Consider the following 17,405-nt stretch of genomic DNA (forward strand, 5'->3'; position numbering starts at 1 on the left):
CTTCTTGTTTTTACGCATGTCGTTATCGGAAAACCGGTACCCACTTTTTCGCGACATGCTTTAAAAGATAAGGCATTTGACAAACACAAAAGCCTGCCTCTGATCCCAGAGGCAGGCTTTTTAATTGGTCAAACAATCAGATCAGTTGTTGTTTGATAGAAGCTCCAGTAGCACATCAGCCCCCATTTCACCGGCAGGCTTATCCGTATGCATTTTAGTGATAATCCGCTCGAAACCATCGATCTGTGCCTGCCGCACCAAACCATCTTCAAGCAAACGCTCAATCTGACGGCACAGCATGCCCGCACGGACAAACTCGTTAAAGAATTCAGGAATAACCGGCGTATCATCAATAATATTCGGCAGTGATGCGCTCCAGATGGTTATCAGCCGTGTGATGAATAATCTGCTGAAGAGATCGGCCTTGTAGGTAATCACTGCCGGAATTTTGGTCAGCGCCAGTTCAAGCGACACAGTACCGGAAGCAGCCAATGCCGCATCGGCCTTGGCAAAGGCATCCCATTTCGCAGCCTCACCGGTAACAATAACCGGCTTAACCGGCCAGTCTTTCGTCAGGTTCTGCACATAGGCTTCATGGCGTTCCGGTGTGGGTAGAATTGCATGCACAGTTCCGTTTCGCTCATTCAGCAATTGCAGTGTTGTGCCAAATTCTTTGAGCAAAGCCTGTATTTCAGACCGGCGGGAGCCCGGCAAAAGCAGAATGGTTTTCTCGGCATCTTCTGCCGGTGCTTTGCGGTTTTTCCGCGCTTTAGCCACATCCAGCAATGGCTGGTAGCTGCTCAGCCGATGGCCGACATAAGTCGATTTCGGGCCGGAAAGGCGCTGCATGACCTCAACTTCAAAAGGCAGAACCGTCAGCACATGATCAATATATTTGCGCATTTCCTTGGCACGCTGCGGACGCCATGCCCAGACAGTCGGGGCAATATATTTGATGATCGGTATCGACGGATCGGCCTGACGCACCTTCTTCGCCACGCGGTGAGTGAAATCCGGACTGTCGATAATCAGCAGGCAATCCGGCTTTTCAGCCACAATCGCTTTGGCTGTCTGGCTGATCCGCATAATCAGTTTCGGCAACCGCGCCAGCACTGCCCCAATACCCATCAGGGCAATCTCATCAGGATCAAACAGGCTCTGCAATCCGCGCTGTTGCAAATGAGTACCGCCAACGCCCACAAGGCTGATCAGGCGATCCGTTTTCGTACGCAGCGCATCCACGAGATCCGCCCCAAGCAGGTCTCCGGATTCCTCACCGGCCACAACAGCAATTTTCAACGGAAGTTTTTCACTCATATTCAAACCGGCATCCTTTGGATTAAAGTGGTTCCGGTCAGAGCAAAATCATTGGAACCGTATTATCTCTTTATCTGGTCGCATTACAGCTGCCGTCAAGTTGAGCCAACCTGACTCTGAAATGCTCCGGCTCGCACCCGATTGAACGCCCGATTAAACGAAAGTGCTTCGGTTGCAAGAGCTGCAGCATAGTTGCTGAACAGCGGCAGAGCTATACAGGTTTTGAAAATTTATTCGCGCGGACTGTCGAAAGTAACAATAAACAAGCCCTGCGCATCGGCGGATTGAACTGTGTCATGATAGGACAACATCACAGTACGGCCAGCCTCGATAGCGATCCCTGCAAGCCCTGCAGCTGCAATATTGGTCACCGTATCAATGCCGATCGTCGGCAGATCTGCCCGCTCATCCTGTGCAGGTTTTGCGCATTTAACAAGCACTCCGCCCTGACGCGGGATGCGGCCTTCCTCACGCAGCTGGCGCACACGCTCAATCATATTGTCGGTGCCTTCAGCACCCTCCAGCGCCACAACACGACCACCGGCAGCAATGGCACCCTGCCCGACATCCAGCTTGCCCAAGATAAAGGCAGCCTCACGTGCAAGATCAATATTATGCTGTTCTTTTTTATCCGGCTTAACCGCAGTCAGCACGGATGCTGCCGGTGCCAGAATATCGGGCACAATCTGATGCGCGCCGACCATATGAAAGCCGTAGGATTCCAGAAGCCCGATAAAAGCACGGAGCAAAGCATCATCGCCTTTGCCCAATGCTTTAAACACCCGCGGCAGAGCACGGATGGTTGTCATATCCAAACGTATATCGCTTAAATGCGGACGTTGGCGGACACCGCCCGCCAGAATAACATTCTTCGCACCGGCTTGTTTCAGCGCCTTAATCAGGCGTGTGAATTCCACCACTGAAACAGTTTCATGTTCAAAGCGTTTGAGACTTTCGTCCGCCTCGCCCTTCAGACAAATGACAAAGGGCGAATTGCCTTTCTTTTCAAGAGCCTCTGCCACAACTTGCGGCAAAAGCCCGTTACCGGCAATAATAGCGGTTCTGGCTTCAGCATTTACGGCCCGGACAGAAACAGCGCTTTTCGTCATATTATGAATGGTCTTCAATATGACCGTGCTTGCCATGCAGAAGCGGTGTCGTAAACGAGCTGCGTTTGGCATCGGCTGTGATGAAAGCAATCAGATCGCCCACTGCCGGTGAATCTGCAAACTCAATACGCACGTCTTCCACGCGCTCTTTCACCGGTTTTGTACGGTCAAACAACATACGTGTTGCACGGCGCACAGCATGGATTTCTTTCCGTTCCAGACCAGAGCGTTTCATGCCGATGATGTTGAGGCCGCCGAGATGCGCATGAACGCCAATAGCCATGCCGAACGGAATAACGTCCTGCACAACAGCCGCCATACCGCCAACAAAAGCATGATGCCCGACGCGGACGAACTGGTGCACAGCAGCACCGCCGCCGAGAATTGCGTGATCGCCGATTTCACAATGGCCGCCGATCATCACATTATTCGCAAAAGTTACGTGATTACCGACATCGCAATCATGGGCGACATGGGCATACGCAAGAAATGTGGAATTATCGCCGACATTGGTATAGCCGCGGCTGGTATCGGAACCACGATGCATGGTTACGCCTTCGCGGATCATCGCATTTTTGCCGACCAGCAGCTTGGTGTGGCCACCTTTATGCTTACCGTTTTGCGGTTCGCAACCGAGAATAGCGTGCGGGAAAACTTTGGCGTTTTCACCAAGTGTCGTAAACCCCGTGACAACAACATGGCTCATCAGCTCGCTGTTATCACCAATCTCTGCGCCTGCCTGAACATGGCAGAAAGCGCCGACAGAAACACCCTGACCAAGTTTGGCGCCCGGTTCAACGCAGGCTGTCGGGTGAATAGAGGTTTCACGCATTCAAATCACGCTTTTTCTTCAGTTATGTCAAAGCCCGAACCGGACTTTGAAAATTAATGTATTTGTTTGCAGGATCGCCTGTAACAGACTGTCTGCTTACGCACCGGTCATTGCAGAGACATCCGCTTCAGCAACTTTAACGCCGTCAACTTCAGCGACACATGCAAATCTTGAAATATTTCCGCGCTGCTTCACTTTTTTAACGCGAAGCAACATGCGATCACCCGGAACAACAGGACGACGGAATTTTGCGTTATCAATTGTCAGCAAAAATACGGTTCCTGCATTTTCAAGGCCCATTTTGAGCATTGAAATCGCACCGGCGGTCTGCGCCATAGCTTCAATGATCAATACACCGGGCATAATAGGGGTCGCAGGAAAATGTCCAGTAAAATGTGGTTCATTGAATGTCACATTTTTGATACCGGTCGCGGAATCATCACCGTCAATATCGACAATACGGTCGATAAGAAGAAACGGATAACGATGCGGCAGAACTGCCAGCAACTTCTGAATATCTGCTGAACCAAGGCTGTTCTGCTCAACATTCTCACTCATATCAGGATTTCTCCTTTTTAGACTGTCCGATACTGCGCAACGTCGCAATATCGCGGAACCACTGCTTCAGCGGTCTGGCTGGCAGACCACCCCATCTCTCACCATCGGGAATATCATTCATCACACCGCTCGCAGCAGCAATCTGCACGCGCGAACCGATTGTGATGTGATCTGCAAGGCCGACACGCCCGCCAAGCATTGTCATGTCGCCGATGGTAACACTGCCGGAAATTCCGCAGTGACCGGCCACAATACAATGCCGCCCGATTTTTACATTATGTGCAACATGCACCAGATTATCGATCTTGGTGCCCTCGCCGATCACAGTATCACTCAGTGAACCGCGATCAATCGTGGTATTCGCACCGATTTCCACACCATCCTGAATGATAACGCGACCGAGTTGCGGCACTTTTTCAAGTCCTGCAGGACCCGGTACATAACCGAAACCATCCTGCCCGATTCGAACACCCGGATGCAGATAAACGCGATTACCGATCAGCGCATAGGTCAGGGAAACATTCGGCGCGATGATACAATCACGGCCGATTTTACAGCCCGCACCAATTACACTATTCGCACAGATTGTTGTACCGGAACCGATAGATACACCAGCACCGACGACTGCGCCCGGTTCAATCGTAACATCGCTTTCAATCTCGGCACTCGGGTGAATCGTGGCATTTTCAGAAATACCGGGAACGCCCAGCAATGAGCGCGGATGCACAGCCTGCGCATAAAGCTTACGGCCAACAGCAGCAAAATCCCGCTGCGGCGATTTACTCACCAGAATCGCAACGCCCTCAGGAATCAATGATGCCTGCGCTTCTGCGCATAGCACAGCGGCCGCTTTGAGCGAGCTCAGAGCAGCTTCGTTTTTCTTACCTTCAAGGAAAACAAGAGAATCCGGTGTTGCATTATCCAAAGACGCCAAATGCTCAATTTTCCGGTCGGCATATTGCTTTGTCAGCAATTCGGAACCGGTAAATTGAGCAATATCAGCGACGTTGAGTGCACAGGACAGCGTATAAAATACAGGATCTGCCATCAACATACTTTCTCTCCTGAGGCGGATCTTCTTTTCAGAGATTACGCCTCAGGAAAAAGCAAATTTATCAGAACTTGCTCGACATACCAAAATTGAAGTTCTGAACTTTGTCGGAATCTTCTTTCTTAATAGGAATAGCATAGTCAAAGCGCAGCGGACCGAACGGAGAAGCCCACATCAGACTTACACCAGCCGAAGCTCGCAGTGCACTGCCGGTTCCCATTGCGCCTTCAGTCTTGTTACCATAGAGCGTTGCAGCATCTGCGAAGAACGCACCACGGATACCAAGGCTTTCCGGAACAACCGGCATCGGGAACTGAACTTCAGCGCTGGCGTTGAAGTAAGTTGTGCCACCGAGCCAGTAACGGTCACCGTTAGCAGCATCCTGATAAGCACCGATACCGTTATATTTGAAGCCACGGATCATGTCAGTGTTACCTTTGAACATATCAAAGATACGCAGACCGTCATCAGTGAAGGAGTGGATGTAACCACCACCGGCAGTCAGCACACCAACAACATCAGCTTCCTGCAGCAAGGTCTTGTAATAGCTTGCTTTTGCAGTTGTCTTCATGAATTTGGCATCGCCGCCGAGACCAGCAAATTCCTGACCGAAGCGAACATAGATACCGTCATGCGGATTGTTCGGGTTATCGATCGTATTATAGGTCAGAGCATACGAAATCGACGAACGCAGCCATGGGCTCTGTTCAGCAGCTTCAATCAAAGCCGGAGCGTAGATATTCATATCATCGCTCTTGAGCTTATACTTTTCCTGAACCAGGTTATAACCGATGCTCGCACCGAAATTATCGGTAATCGGCAGACCAAAACGGATTGTACCACCGGTCTGTTCTACGTCATACTGATCTTTAACGCGGTACGATTTACGGAAAATATCGAAGCCTGCAGAAACGCGCTGACCGAGGAAATAAGGCTCGGTGAACGAGAACGAATAGTTACGCGCATCATCCTGACCGGCACCTGCACCGATACGGATATACTGACCACGACCGAGGAAGTTGCGCTCTGCAACCGAACCTTCAACCGAAGCACCCGGTGTTTCACCACCCGATGTATAACCTGCACCGATGGAGAATTCACCTGTAGGTTTTTCAACAACGTCAACGATCAGCACAACCTGATCCGGCTCAGAACCCTGAGCGGTCGAGATGTTAACTGTCTGGAAGAAGTCCAGAGCTTCGAGACGACGCTTGGCGCGTGTAATCATAACCTGATTGAAAGCATCGCCTTCGCTCATGTCGAATTCACGACGGATAACATAGTCACGGGTCTTATCGTTACCGCGGATTTCGATACGCTGCACGTAAGCGCGCGGACCTTCTTCCACGTTATAAACAACCGAGATTGTGCGGTTTTCGAAGTTACGGTCGCCGCGTGGCTCAACCTTAGCGAAAGCATAACCGCTGCCGGCAACGCGTTCAGTTACAGCTTCAACCGACTTTTCAACGTCGTTGGCGCTATAAACTTTACCTGCGCGGGTCTTCAGCATGCCGCCGAGCGCTTCAGTATCAACTCCGGCGATTGAGCTTTCAACCTGAACATCACCGAATGTATAACGCTGACCTTCTTCAACAGTGAAGGTGATGGTATATTCGTTTGTCGCAGGATCCAGAACCGCATTGGACGAAATCACGCGGAAGTCAGCATAACCACGGTTGTAGTAGAAACGACGCAGCGCTTCTTCATCTGCCTGCAGACGATCTTCGCTGTAAATGTCGCCGCGTGTCAGCCATGACAATGGATTGGTACGCTTGGTGGAGATCACGTCACGCAGACGACGACCACCGAAAGCTTCATTACCTACGAAATCGATATTGGCGATTTTTGTACGGCCGCCTTCAGTGATTTCATAAACAACGTTTACACGACCCTGACCGAGATCAACCGTACGGGCGTTCACAACAGCGTCGCTGCGGCCGACATTGCGGTAAGCCTGAATGATGGCCTGACGATCTGATTCCATCTGTGCAGGATCAAAAGGGCTACGCGCCTTCAGCTCTACCGCACGACCGAGATCAGCATCTTTGACCTTCTTGTTACCCTGGAAGAGTACGTTGTTAACAACCGAGAACTCGGAAACAGTGACAACGAGTGCACCACCCGACTGGCTGATACGAACATCAGAGAACAGGCCCATATTGAAAAGGCTTTTTACAGCCGCATCAATATCAGCATTGGTGAATGACTTGCCAGGCTTAATGCCGATGGCGCCACGAATTGTCGATGCATCAACCCGCTTGTTACCGCGAACGTCAATACGACTAACGACTGCTGCCTGTGCAACACTCACAGTAGCAAATGAGATCGCTGACGTTCCGGCAGCAACCATAGCTACCGACATAGCGACCGCAGAAGCAGCACCAAAGAACTTTGAATTTGCCGTCATAGGTCTATTTAACCTTCGTTTCGTTGCCCCGGGCCGTAATCCGGGAAAATAGCGCATAATGCAAACTGTAATAACCAGTTTTCATATACAAGCAAGCTTCACTATTAAAATCTGTTTACTTCATTCCTGAACGTGGCACAGGTGCCACGCAAATCCAATAGCATGGTAAACAGATTATTGCTTTTCTTGTATAATCCCCTCGTATTTTACACAATTCGTTAATGTTTTAATTCAAAGGCTTGAGCCTTGTCCAGTTCAGATTAGCAGCCAAAGAGATCATTGTAAAAGACGAATCCCATAAAGCCGATAACGACAAAGAAACCAAGCCGGAAGAATAATTCCTGTACTGCCACCGGAACAGGACGTCCCAAAACAGCCTCTCCCGCATAAATCACCAGATGCCCGCCATCAAGAGGGGGAAGCGGAAATAAATTGAACAATCCAATGCCAACCGACAGCATCGCAATCAGCTGAACCAGCCATTCAAAGCCGTGTTGCGCCGCTTGTCCGGCCATATTAGCAATTTTTACGGGCCCGCCTAGCTGACATTTATCTTCACGCCCCATTACCAGTCTCTTCATAAAAGTACCGGTACGGCTGATGATATGTCCGGTTTCGACCACAGCCTCACCCACCGATTCGAGCGGGGAATATTCAACCTTGCGGTAATTGCCTGTGTCTTTGGTGATCGTAACACCGATCACACCGAGCTTGATTTTGTTACCCAGCGCATCCGTCTGTTCCATAATTTCAGGAACAGCTTTCAGGTTGATTTCCTGCCCGTCACGCTCAACAGTGAAAGACAGTTCATCACCGCTGCGTCCGTTCACAATACGTTGCACATCGGCAAAACTATTGATCTGCGTACCTTCCACATTGATGAAACGGTCACCCGGTTTAAAGCCTGCAACAGCGGCAGGACTGTCTTCATTAACCTCTGCAATGGTCGGATCAGCAACAAGGCGTCCGTAGCTGGCAAAGAAGAAGCTCAGAATGGCAATTGTCAGCAGAAAATTGAATGCCGGGCCCGCAAAAACGGTTGCAGCGCGTTTCCAGACCGGCTGCGTCGCAAAAGCAACCTTGCGCTCGGCTTCAGTCATGGAGGACAGACCCTCGCCGTCCGGCGCACTGGCGGCATTCATATCACCGGCGAACTTCACATAGCCGCCGAGAGGAATCGCACAGAGCTTCCAGCGTGTACCGTTACGCGCTGTATAACCGATCAGCTCCGGTCCGAAGCCGATAGAAAAGGCCTGAACGCCGATACCGCACAAACGGCCGACGATGAAATGTCCCATCTCATGAACAAAAACAACAACGGCCAGAACGAGAATAAACGGAAGTAATGTGCCAACCAGCAGGCTGTCGCCGCCGAATAAATATGCAAGGGGATCACCCAAAACTCTAACTCCCGTAATTCAAAGTCTCAAAATATGCTTTTACCGCAGCGCTACTTACAGAGGCTGCAAAACAATGCCGATAAACATTGCTGAAGGTGAATCCGGCCCTGTCACCAGAGCACCGATAATATACAGCATGACAGCCGCCACAATCAGGCCATCCACGCGATCCATCACCCCGCCATGCCCCGGCAGCAGCTTGCCGGAATCCTTGGCTCCGAAGCGGCGCTTGACCCATGATTCTCCGAGGTCGCCCATCTGTGAGGCAACCGAGAGCGCAATAGCCAGAATAACCATCGGATATTTCACGCGGTCAAAGCTGAAATAGCTGACCGCCGCGGCAGCAATCATTGCTGCCACAACACCGCCAATTGCGCCGGACCATGTTTTATTCGGAGAAAAGCGCGGAGCCAGTTTTGGCCCGCCGAGGCTGCGTCCGGTGAAATACGCAAAAATATCTGTCGCCCAGACCAGTGCGAACAAATAGATGATTGCAATCAGACCGGATGTCGTTTCGCCGCGCAAGACCGCCAGACAAACCATCGGCACGCCGGCATAGATCAGCCCTGCCGCAGTCCAGTTAGAACGCTGGATCAGGAAAACCGCACCGGCTGCAAGAATGGCCAGAATCTGAATTGCCGGAACCTGTATCAGCATAAGACCCGCAGCAACCGAGAGCACCGCCCAGCCTGCCGTCAGGCCGGAGCGCGTCTGCTTCGAGGCGCTCAGCGTTGTCCACTCATAGAAAATCGCGAAGCCAATCACCACAGCCAGCACGCGGAAGCTCATACCGCCCAGCCAGATCAGCAGAATTGTAACGGGCGCAAGCACTGCTGCCGTCATGATACGCAATTGAAGATTGGACACGAAAACCCTCGCCCCTAGAGCATTTTTAGTTTAGATTGAAACATTGCAAATGCTCTATCTGTTTGATTTTACGCGCATCTTGCTCCGAAAACCGCTTCGCACTTTTCGGGATGCGCTCTAAGTCTGTCTATTTATGATCCGGCCAAGCTGAAACGCACAGCACGAACCTAACCCGCATTATGCCGCAAAGGTACCACGTCCGTTTCACCGGACAAATTTTGCATGTCATCAGCTTCCAGCCCGCCAAAGCGGCGAACGCGCTTACGATATTCATCAATCGCAGCAAATAAATGCGCAGGCTTGAAATCCGGCCAATATTCCGGAGCGAACAGAAATTCTGAATAAGCAGCCTGCCAGAGCAGGAAATTGGACAGCCGCATTTCGCCGCTGGTACGGATAATCAGGTCAGGATCCGGAATATCTGCTGTATCAAGCCTTTCAGAAATCATTTCGGCCGTGATCGCATCCGGCTTCATCTGCCCTGCAGCAACGGCTTCCGCAATCTGACGCATTGCCCGTGTCAGCTCGTCCCGCGCCCCGTAATTAAAGGCAATAATAAGCGTCAGACCGCTATTGGCTGCGGTCAGTTTTTCGGCCTCATTCAGAAGCACACAAATATCGGAGGCAAGATCATCACGCGCGCCGATAATACGTACACGGACATTCTGACTGTGAAGCTTATTCAGATCGCGGCGGATGAACAGCTTCAGCAATCCCATCAGTTCCGTGACTTCGGAATTCGGACGCGACCAGTTCTCGGAAGAAAATGCAAAGAGGGTAAGAAATTCCAGCCCTTTATCCCCTGCAGCACGCACAATGCCGCGCAGAGCATCCACACCCGCTTTATGACCGGCAACACGCGGCAGACCGCGCGCTTTAGCCCAACGACCATTGCCATCCATAATAATGGCGATGTGGCGCGGATCGGACATTCAGGCATATTCCTTTTTTTGACAGAACGGCTGCCGTCAGGCGCCATGCTTATCCGGTTTAAGAACTTAGAGAATTATCAGCATCAGACTGCAACCAGCAACAACATGCATAATTATTCTGTACTATAATAGAATCCGCAAAATGTCTTTTGCACGGCCACTCCGGCATTCACTATGCGTATTCGTGGATATATTCTTTTCACCGGAGATATACGGCAGTCTCAGATATCAGAGTGGTTAATTGATACTGAACCACTCTGATGCCTGTTCTTACAGTTTAGAGCGACCTTTATGCGCCCGATCGGGCGAATGGTGCCTTAGACCTGCATAATTTCCGCTTCTTTCGAAACCAGAAGCTTATCAACTTCCACAATGGTTTCGTCAGTCATTTTCTGCACTTTGTCAGACAGGGTGCGGCTGTCATCCTGACTGATGGTGCCGTCTTTTTCCAGTTTCTTCAACTGATCCATACCATCGCGGCGCACATGACGAACGGCAACTTTAGCACCTTCGGCATATTGGTTCGCAATTTTAACCAGTTCCTTACGGCGCTGTTCGTTCAGTTCCGGCAGCGGTACGCGCAGTGTCATACCGTCAGTGATCGGGTTCAGACCCAGACCGCTGTCGCGGATTGCACGTTCAACCGCGCCGACCATGCTCTTGTCCCAAACGGAAACAGACAGCATACGGGCTTCAGGAACAGTAATCTGCGCCACCTGATTGATCGGCATGGTCGAACCATAGGCTTCAATCGTCAGAGGCTCCAGAAGGCTTGCTGAAGCGCGTCCGGTACGCAGACCACCCAAATCATGTTTGAAGGACTGAATCGCACCATCCATACGGCGTTTCAGATCGTTTACATCCAGAGCGTCGCTCATAATATCTCTCCTTGGGCGTACACCAAACATCTTGCGCTTTTACAGCGCATAATACTGCCTGATAGTCGGAAACAGGTTTCAGACCACACAATTCGCTTTTTGTTTAGAACAGCTTGACGCAAATGATAAGCACAAAATCAAAGCTTTGCTGAATTGAATCTGTGTACACACACAGATTCAATTCAGGAACCGGTGCTTATCAGGCGTCTGTCACAACCGTGCTGCGGCCTTTGCCCTGCAGAATCTGCGCAAAGCCGCCTGCTTCATGAATAGAATAAACCACGATCGGAATGCGGTTTTCCTGTGCCAGAGCCACTGCCGTCACATCCATCACAGCCAGACCTTTATCCAGCACTTCCTTATGGGTCAGACGGTCGAAACGCGTGGCAGACGGATCCTTCTTCGGGTCGGCGCTGTAAATACCGTCAACCTGCGTGCCCTTAAACAGGGCATCCGCACCGATTTCAGCAGCACGCAAAGCAGCCGCAGAATCGGTTGTGAAGAACGGATTACCGGTACCACCGGCAAAGATTACAACCTTGCCCTGATCCATATAGGCGGTTGCCTGACGCTGCGAGAAGCTCTCGCACAGTTCCGGCATAGCAATCGCCGAAAGCACAACCGCATCAACACCCTGCTTGACCAGAGAGGTGCGCAGAGCCAGCGAGTTAATCACTGTAGCCAGCATACCCATATGATCGCCGGTTACGCGGTCGCCGCCTTTGGAGGCAACAGCCAGCCCGCGGAAAATATTACCACCGCCGATAACCACGCCGACTTCAACGCCTAGCGCACGCGCTTCAGCAATATCACTTGCAATGCGGTCAGCAACGGACACGTCAATGCCAAATCCCTGCTCACCCATCAGCGCCTCACCTGACGCTTTGAGGAGAACCCGTTTATACAGTGTCTTACCAGCCATGGGATCCCTTTTTTTTGATTTCGGTCCGAACTTCCCCACCGGCAAGCGGACATGGTTTTAAATAGTCCGGTGCACATGAACTTGCAGATATTCACATTTTTAGCCGGAACACAGAATGATTTTCTGCCGCGAGCAACCGTCGCCAAGCATAATTGCATGACCGGTGCAGATGACAAGAAAAAGCATGAATATGTTTCGCATACATCAAGGGCATCGCATTGTCACGCGATGCCCTTTCATAACTGACAAGTTTTTAGAGCCTGTTGCATTTTATGGAATGCATAGCGCCCGCTCTGTTTTCTTGTTTTACGCATGTCGTAAAAATGCCGGCCTGACAGAGTCAGACCGGCATTTTAAATTCGGGCAGTAAACCGCATTCTGAAAGGCGCATCGCAATTCAGGATGCGCCTGTAAAGAATTAGCCTTTGTTTACGGCAGCAACTTCAGCAGCGAAGTCGGTTTCTTCTTTTTCAATGCCATCGCCCAGAGCGAAGCGAACAAAGCCGGTTACCTTAGCAGGTGCGCCGATTGTTTTTTCTGCTTCTTTAAGCGCAGCTTCTACGCTCAGGTCCGGGTTGATAACGAAAGCCTGCGACAGAAGAACAACTTCTTCAAAGAACTTGCGCATACGGCCGTCAACCATCTTGGCGATGATTTCTTCCGACTTGCCGGACTGACGAGCCTGATCTGCAAAGATTGCTTTTTCGCGCTCAACAGCAGCAGCATCAACTTCAGCAGAAGTCAGAGCAAGCGGGTTGGTTGCAGCAACGTGCATAGCGATCTGACGACCGATAGCGGCAGCAGCTTCTGCATCACCGGTTGTTTCGATAGCAACCAGAACGCCCAGCTTGCCGAGGCCGTCTGCAACGCCGTTGTGGATGTAAGAAGCAACAACACCATTTTCCACGCTCAGAGCAGCGGAACGACGGAATGCCATGTTTTCACCGATGGTGCCAACAGCATCTTTAATAGTGTCAGTTACAGTCTTTTCCGAACCCGGATAGGTTGCGTTTGCAACGGCATCAGTCGAACCGTCGGTGCCCAGAGCAACCTTGGTTACGTTCAGAACGATTTCCTGGAAAGCAGCATTACGGGCAACGAAGTCTGTTTCGGAGTTAACCTCAACAACAACAGCTTTTTTGCCTTCGCTGGCAACGCTTACCAGACCTTCAGCAGCTGTACGGCCGGCTTTCTTGTCAGCTTTAGCGATACCCTTCTTGCGCAGCCAGTCCATGGCAGCTTCCATATCGCCATTATTTTCGTTCAGAGCGGTCTTGCAGTCCATCATGCCTGCGCCGCTGAGTTCACGAAGTTCTTTAACCATTGCTGCGGTAATGCTCATTGTCGCCTCTCAGAGAAAGCAGCAGACATCCGGCAAAGCGGCATGCCCGCTATGGATCATTGTTCAAACAGCGGACCTGTCTTTTATCCAATGACCGATTAATCATTACAGCCCGCATTGCAATTTCTGCAAAACGTCAACTGTATACATACGGGATAGCAGGAGCCGAAAAGGCTCAATTAAATAAGACACAGATTTCACCGTGCGCGGACGGAATCAGAAACGACTCACCCGTTTCAGATATTTACCGGTTTAAAACTTCAGTTTTTTGAAGCTCTGCAAACACGGCAAATTGTGTCTTTTAAGCAGAATATCTGCCGGATCTGAAAACAGATCCGGCAGACAAGAAAACGAATTAAGCGTTTTCAGCAGCTTCCAGAGCTGGCTCAACAGGAGCTTCAGCCTGCGCACCGATATCGATGCCCAGAGCGCCCTGCTGACGCATAATGCCGTCCAGAGCAGCTTTAGCAATCAGATCGCAATAGAGCGAGATTGCGCGAGCAGCATCATCGTTACCTGGGATCGGGAAATCGATCTGGTCTGGATTACAGTTGCTGTCGATAACAGCAACAACAGGGATACCAAGACGCTTGGCTTCCTGAATTGCAATCGATTCCTTGTTGGTGTCGATGATGAACATCAGGTCAGGAACGCCGCCCATATCCTTGATACCACCGAGAGCGCGGTCCAGCTTTTCGCGTTCGCGTTCCAGAGTCAGGCGTTCCTTTTTGGAATAGCCCTGAGCTTCGCTCGACAGCAGTTCGTCAAGCTTGCGCAGACGCTGGATCGAGTTGGAAATGGTTTTCCAGTTGGTCATCATGCCGCCGAGCCAGCGGGAGTTGACGTAATACTGAGCCGAACGGCCAGCAGCGTCAGCAATGATTTCCGAAGCCTGACGCTTGGTGCCAACGAACAGAACGCGGCCGCCACGGGCAACAGTATCGGATACAACCTTCAGCGCATTATGCAGCAGAGGAACGGTCTGAGCCAGGTCAAGAATGTGGATGTTGTTACGTGCACCATAGATGAAAGGTGCCATTTTCGGGTTCCAGCGATGTGTCTGGTGACCGAAGTGAACACCAGCTTCCAGAAGCTGGCGCATGCTGAAATCAGGCAATGCCATTGTATTTTCCTTTTCCGGTTGAACCTCCACGGGCTGAGGCACAAATGTGCCACCGGAGGCGTTGTGCGGATTTCTCCCGCCCATAACCCAAATCCCGTGTGTGGAATAATGCGGCTGGTAAACGATGAATGAAGAAAATGCAAGCCCTGAACGGTCAAAAACCGTCAGGAGCCGGATCGCAGCCCTCATTATCAAATATTACACAGCCATAAGACTATAGCACAGGGACATTCCCGCCGGAACTCTTGTTCTGCGGCGGAAACATCCCTGCCCTTATCTGCGTTTAAACAGCTTCATAGGCCGGATAATCGGTATAACCCTTTTGCGCACCGCCATAGAAAGTTGTGTGATCGGCCGGTGCCAGCGGCCAGCCGCGCTGCATACGCTCGGCCAGATCAGGATTTGAGATATATGGCCGGCCGAAAGCCACCAGATCTGTAAGCCCTTCATCGAGAACACGCTCAGCCGTTTCCTGCGTATAGCCGCCGGCAAAGATCAATGTGCCCTGATAAACCTCACGGAACCTCTTCAGGAAATTGCGGCCTTCTTCTTTTGCCAGCAAACCACCGGCATTGCCGATATGAATATAAGCCAGTTTGCGGGCGGAGAGTTCAGCAGCCAGTGTCAGCCATGTTTCTTCCTCCCCGTCAAAGGCATGAAGATCAAACAGGCGGCTGAAAGGTGTCAGGCGGATACCGACACGGGCAGAGCCGATACGTGCAACGGCCGCATCAACAACCTCCAGCGCAAAGCGGATACGTCCGGCAATTGTCGCGCCGCCATAGCCATCTTCACGCTTATTGAAACCGGCATTGATGAACTGCTCAATCAGATAGCCGTTTGCACCGTGAATTTCGACACCATCAAAACCGGCTTTAACGGCATTATCCGCGGCATCGGCAAATTCTCTGGTAATGCGGGCAATATCGTCAGCATTCAATGCACGCGGTGCGCTGGGGGCAACCAGCCCCGGTGTTCCGCCCTCACCAAGGGCAAAAACATTTGAGTCTTTTGCAATTTCAGCAACCGGCGCAACAGGCGCAATACCGTTCTTTTGTACGGAAACATGGGAAACACGTCCGACGTGCCAGATTTGTGAGAAGATTTTACCACCCTGCGCATGAACGGCATCCGTTACTTTTTTCCAGCCCTCAACCTGCTCGGCAGAATATACACCGGGCGTATAGAGATAGCCGCGCCCCTCATCAGAGATCGGCGTTCCTTCACTCACAATCAGGCCTGCTCCGGCACGCTGGGCATAATATAATGCCGTGTCGCTATTCGGCACCGTATCAACGGCACGTGCGCGTGTCATAGGCGCCATCACCACACGGTTTTTAAGCGGCAGGCCATTGAGGTCATAGGAAGAAAAAAGATCGGACATTATAATACCTTTGCTTGTAAAAATTATCCGCGCCGCCGCAGCACGCACGGATCAATCTCAGTCACAGAGATATTTATAGTCAAGACTACAGAATACAAGGCACGGAAATTCAATAAAATGAAAAAAGCGGCAAATCCGTTTCCGGAAGTGCCGCCTTGTCATCGAAACCTGTAGAATTATGCCGGATTATTCGCAGGTTGCCGCCGCTGCCGGTTTAAACATTTCCAGATTGACCAAGGTGCCTTTCATGGAAAAATCACCGTAATCCATGTTCAGATCACGGGTCACACCATTGCGGTAGAGTTTGAAATTCACGCGATAGACCGGCAGCCCCTCGTCGCTCTCTTCATCATCAAAATAAGCGACGGTCACAGGCCAGCTTTCCTGCTTGGCCACCTCACCCATGACTTTCGTTTCGGTGTCTTCAGGCAGCACCTGCCCTTTCCCGATTACAGCTGTGGTCGCCATAATCTTATTGGCATCATCGGAACCGTCAAAAATTGTCGTCTGATAAAAAGTGTCGCCCTTTTGCGCGCGAACAAGCAGTTCTTCCATATGACGGGTCGGGAACTGCGAGAGTGCCAGTTTGAGATCCTGTTTTTCAGGCTTGGTCAGCGCCACATCCATCTGCTTGTCGCCAAGCGCCGCATTCCCGCGCACTTCTTTAATCAGCTCTTTATCGACAAAGGTTTTATTGACGAAACGGAATCGGCTGCCGTCTCCGGCTTCAAAAGTAGTGGTCTGCTGATCTGTAACCCGCTGATCCTGCCCTTCCATATCGATACGGGTCACGAAGCGGAAATTCGTTGTATAGCCTTCGCAGGCCGAGCCGTTGAACTCATAGACCATACGGCCGGTTACACCGGCAATGCCGGATTTTTCATCGGCGCGTTCCAGTGTCAGATCATAAACTGCGCGATGCGGCAGAAGTGTGCTTCCTGCATAAGCTGCTGTGCTCAGCACTGCAGGAACAACAAAACCAGATCCGAACACAAGGGCCTGCAAAATGGGGGCCTGCAAAAAACGCATAAAGATTCTCCGATAAATTTATCGCCATGTTAAAATAACTCATGGCGGAAGCGAGGCAAAAATCACAGCTTTTGCTATGCTCCACTGATTCTGTCAGTTTGAACTTTATTTTTGTATATGCATGACACCTAAAACACACAGATCACGCATAAACATTCATCCCAACAATTCAGGGCCGACATTCGGAACCGACAATGAAGGGCAAACTGTTAAAGAATCCCTGCGGAATATAAACCGCCCCAAAATGACCTTAT

At 51.0% G+C, this 17,405-nt stretch carries 15 protein-coding genes; all 15 read right to left on the minus strand.

Annotation, left to right across the window (positions count from 1 at the left end):
* Nucleotides 1-141 precede the first annotated feature (141 nt).
* Nucleotides 142-1,317: a lipid-A-disaccharide synthase gene (gene lpxB / locus BKD14_RS09330; RefSeq protein WP_075655414.1), complete on the minus strand. Its 1,176-nt coding sequence runs from the start codon at nt 1,315-1,317 to the stop codon at nt 142-144.
* A gap of 230 nt (nt 1,318-1,547) precedes the next feature.
* Nucleotides 1,548-2,426 (minus strand): UDP-2,3-diacylglucosamine diphosphatase LpxI, encoded by an 879-nt coding sequence (gene lpxI, locus BKD14_RS09335; protein ID WP_075655416.1) that lies wholly within the window; start codon nt 2,424-2,426, stop codon nt 1,548-1,550.
* A gap of 1 nt (nt 2,427) precedes the next feature.
* Complete coding sequence (gene lpxA / locus BKD14_RS09340) at nt 2,428-3,258, minus strand: acyl-ACP--UDP-N-acetylglucosamine O-acyltransferase (protein WP_022712387.1); 831 nt, start codon at nt 3,256-3,258, stop codon at nt 2,428-2,430.
* Nucleotides 3,259-3,354: 96 nt separating this feature from the next.
* The gene (fabZ, locus tag BKD14_RS09345; protein ID WP_022712388.1) at nt 3,355-3,816 is read right to left on the minus strand and encodes a 3-hydroxyacyl-ACP dehydratase FabZ; all 462 of its coding nucleotides are present in this window, start codon (nt 3,814-3,816) and stop codon (nt 3,355-3,357) included.
* Between the two features lies 1 nt (nt 3,817).
* The gene (gene lpxD, locus BKD14_RS09350) at nt 3,818-4,864 is read right to left on the minus strand and encodes a UDP-3-O-(3-hydroxymyristoyl)glucosamine N-acyltransferase (protein WP_033316251.1); all 1,047 of its coding nucleotides are present in this window, start codon (nt 4,862-4,864) and stop codon (nt 3,818-3,820) included.
* 67 nt (nt 4,865-4,931) lie between these two features.
* On the minus strand, nt 4,932-7,274 hold the full coding sequence (bamA, locus tag BKD14_RS09355) for an outer membrane protein assembly factor BamA (protein WP_075655418.1): 2,343 nt from the start codon (nt 7,272-7,274) through the stop codon (nt 4,932-4,934).
* A gap of 260 nt (nt 7,275-7,534) precedes the next feature.
* The gene (gene rseP, locus BKD14_RS09360; RefSeq protein WP_075655420.1) at nt 7,535-8,674 is read right to left on the minus strand and encodes an RIP metalloprotease RseP; all 1,140 of its coding nucleotides are present in this window, start codon (nt 8,672-8,674) and stop codon (nt 7,535-7,537) included.
* Nucleotides 8,675-8,728: 54 nt separating this feature from the next.
* Nucleotides 8,729-9,541, minus strand: a complete 813-nt coding sequence (locus BKD14_RS09365; RefSeq protein WP_075655422.1) for a phosphatidate cytidylyltransferase — start codon at nt 9,539-9,541, stop codon at nt 8,729-8,731.
* A gap of 167 nt (nt 9,542-9,708) precedes the next feature.
* Nucleotides 9,709-10,473 carry an isoprenyl transferase gene (locus BKD14_RS09370; RefSeq protein WP_075655424.1) on the minus strand — a complete coding sequence of 255 codons (765 nt, stop codon included), beginning with the start codon at nt 10,471-10,473 and terminating at the stop codon, nt 9,709-9,711.
* A 317-nt stretch (nt 10,474-10,790) separates the two neighbouring features.
* Nucleotides 10,791-11,351, minus strand: a complete 561-nt coding sequence (gene frr, locus BKD14_RS09375; protein ID WP_022712394.1) for a ribosome recycling factor — start codon at nt 11,349-11,351, stop codon at nt 10,791-10,793.
* Between the two features lie 199 nt (nt 11,352-11,550).
* Nucleotides 11,551-12,273, minus strand: coding sequence for a UMP kinase (gene pyrH, locus BKD14_RS09380; RefSeq protein ID WP_022712395.1), 723 nt, complete (start codon nt 12,271-12,273; stop codon nt 11,551-11,553).
* Nucleotides 12,274-12,691: 418 nt separating this feature from the next.
* Complete coding sequence (gene tsf, locus BKD14_RS09385; protein ID WP_022712396.1) at nt 12,692-13,615, minus strand: translation elongation factor Ts; 924 nt, start codon at nt 13,613-13,615, stop codon at nt 12,692-12,694.
* Nucleotides 13,616-13,970: 355 nt separating this feature from the next.
* The gene (gene rpsB / locus BKD14_RS09390; protein ID WP_075655829.1) at nt 13,971-14,738 is read right to left on the minus strand and encodes a 30S ribosomal protein S2; all 768 of its coding nucleotides are present in this window, start codon (nt 14,736-14,738) and stop codon (nt 13,971-13,973) included.
* A gap of 283 nt (nt 14,739-15,021) precedes the next feature.
* Nucleotides 15,022-16,122: an alkene reductase gene (locus BKD14_RS09395; RefSeq protein WP_075655426.1), complete on the minus strand. Its 1,101-nt coding sequence runs from the start codon at nt 16,120-16,122 to the stop codon at nt 15,022-15,024.
* Nucleotides 16,123-16,308: 186 nt separating this feature from the next.
* Nucleotides 16,309-17,151, minus strand: coding sequence for a cell envelope integrity EipB family protein (locus tag BKD14_RS09400; RefSeq protein ID WP_022712399.1), 843 nt, complete (start codon nt 17,149-17,151; stop codon nt 16,309-16,311).
* Nucleotides 17,152-17,405 lie beyond the last annotated feature (254 nt).

It is taken from the genome of Pseudochrobactrum sp. B5, from assembly GCF_001939785.1.
GTDB lineage: Bacteria > Pseudomonadota > Alphaproteobacteria > Rhizobiales > Rhizobiaceae > Pseudochrobactrum > Pseudochrobactrum saccharolyticum.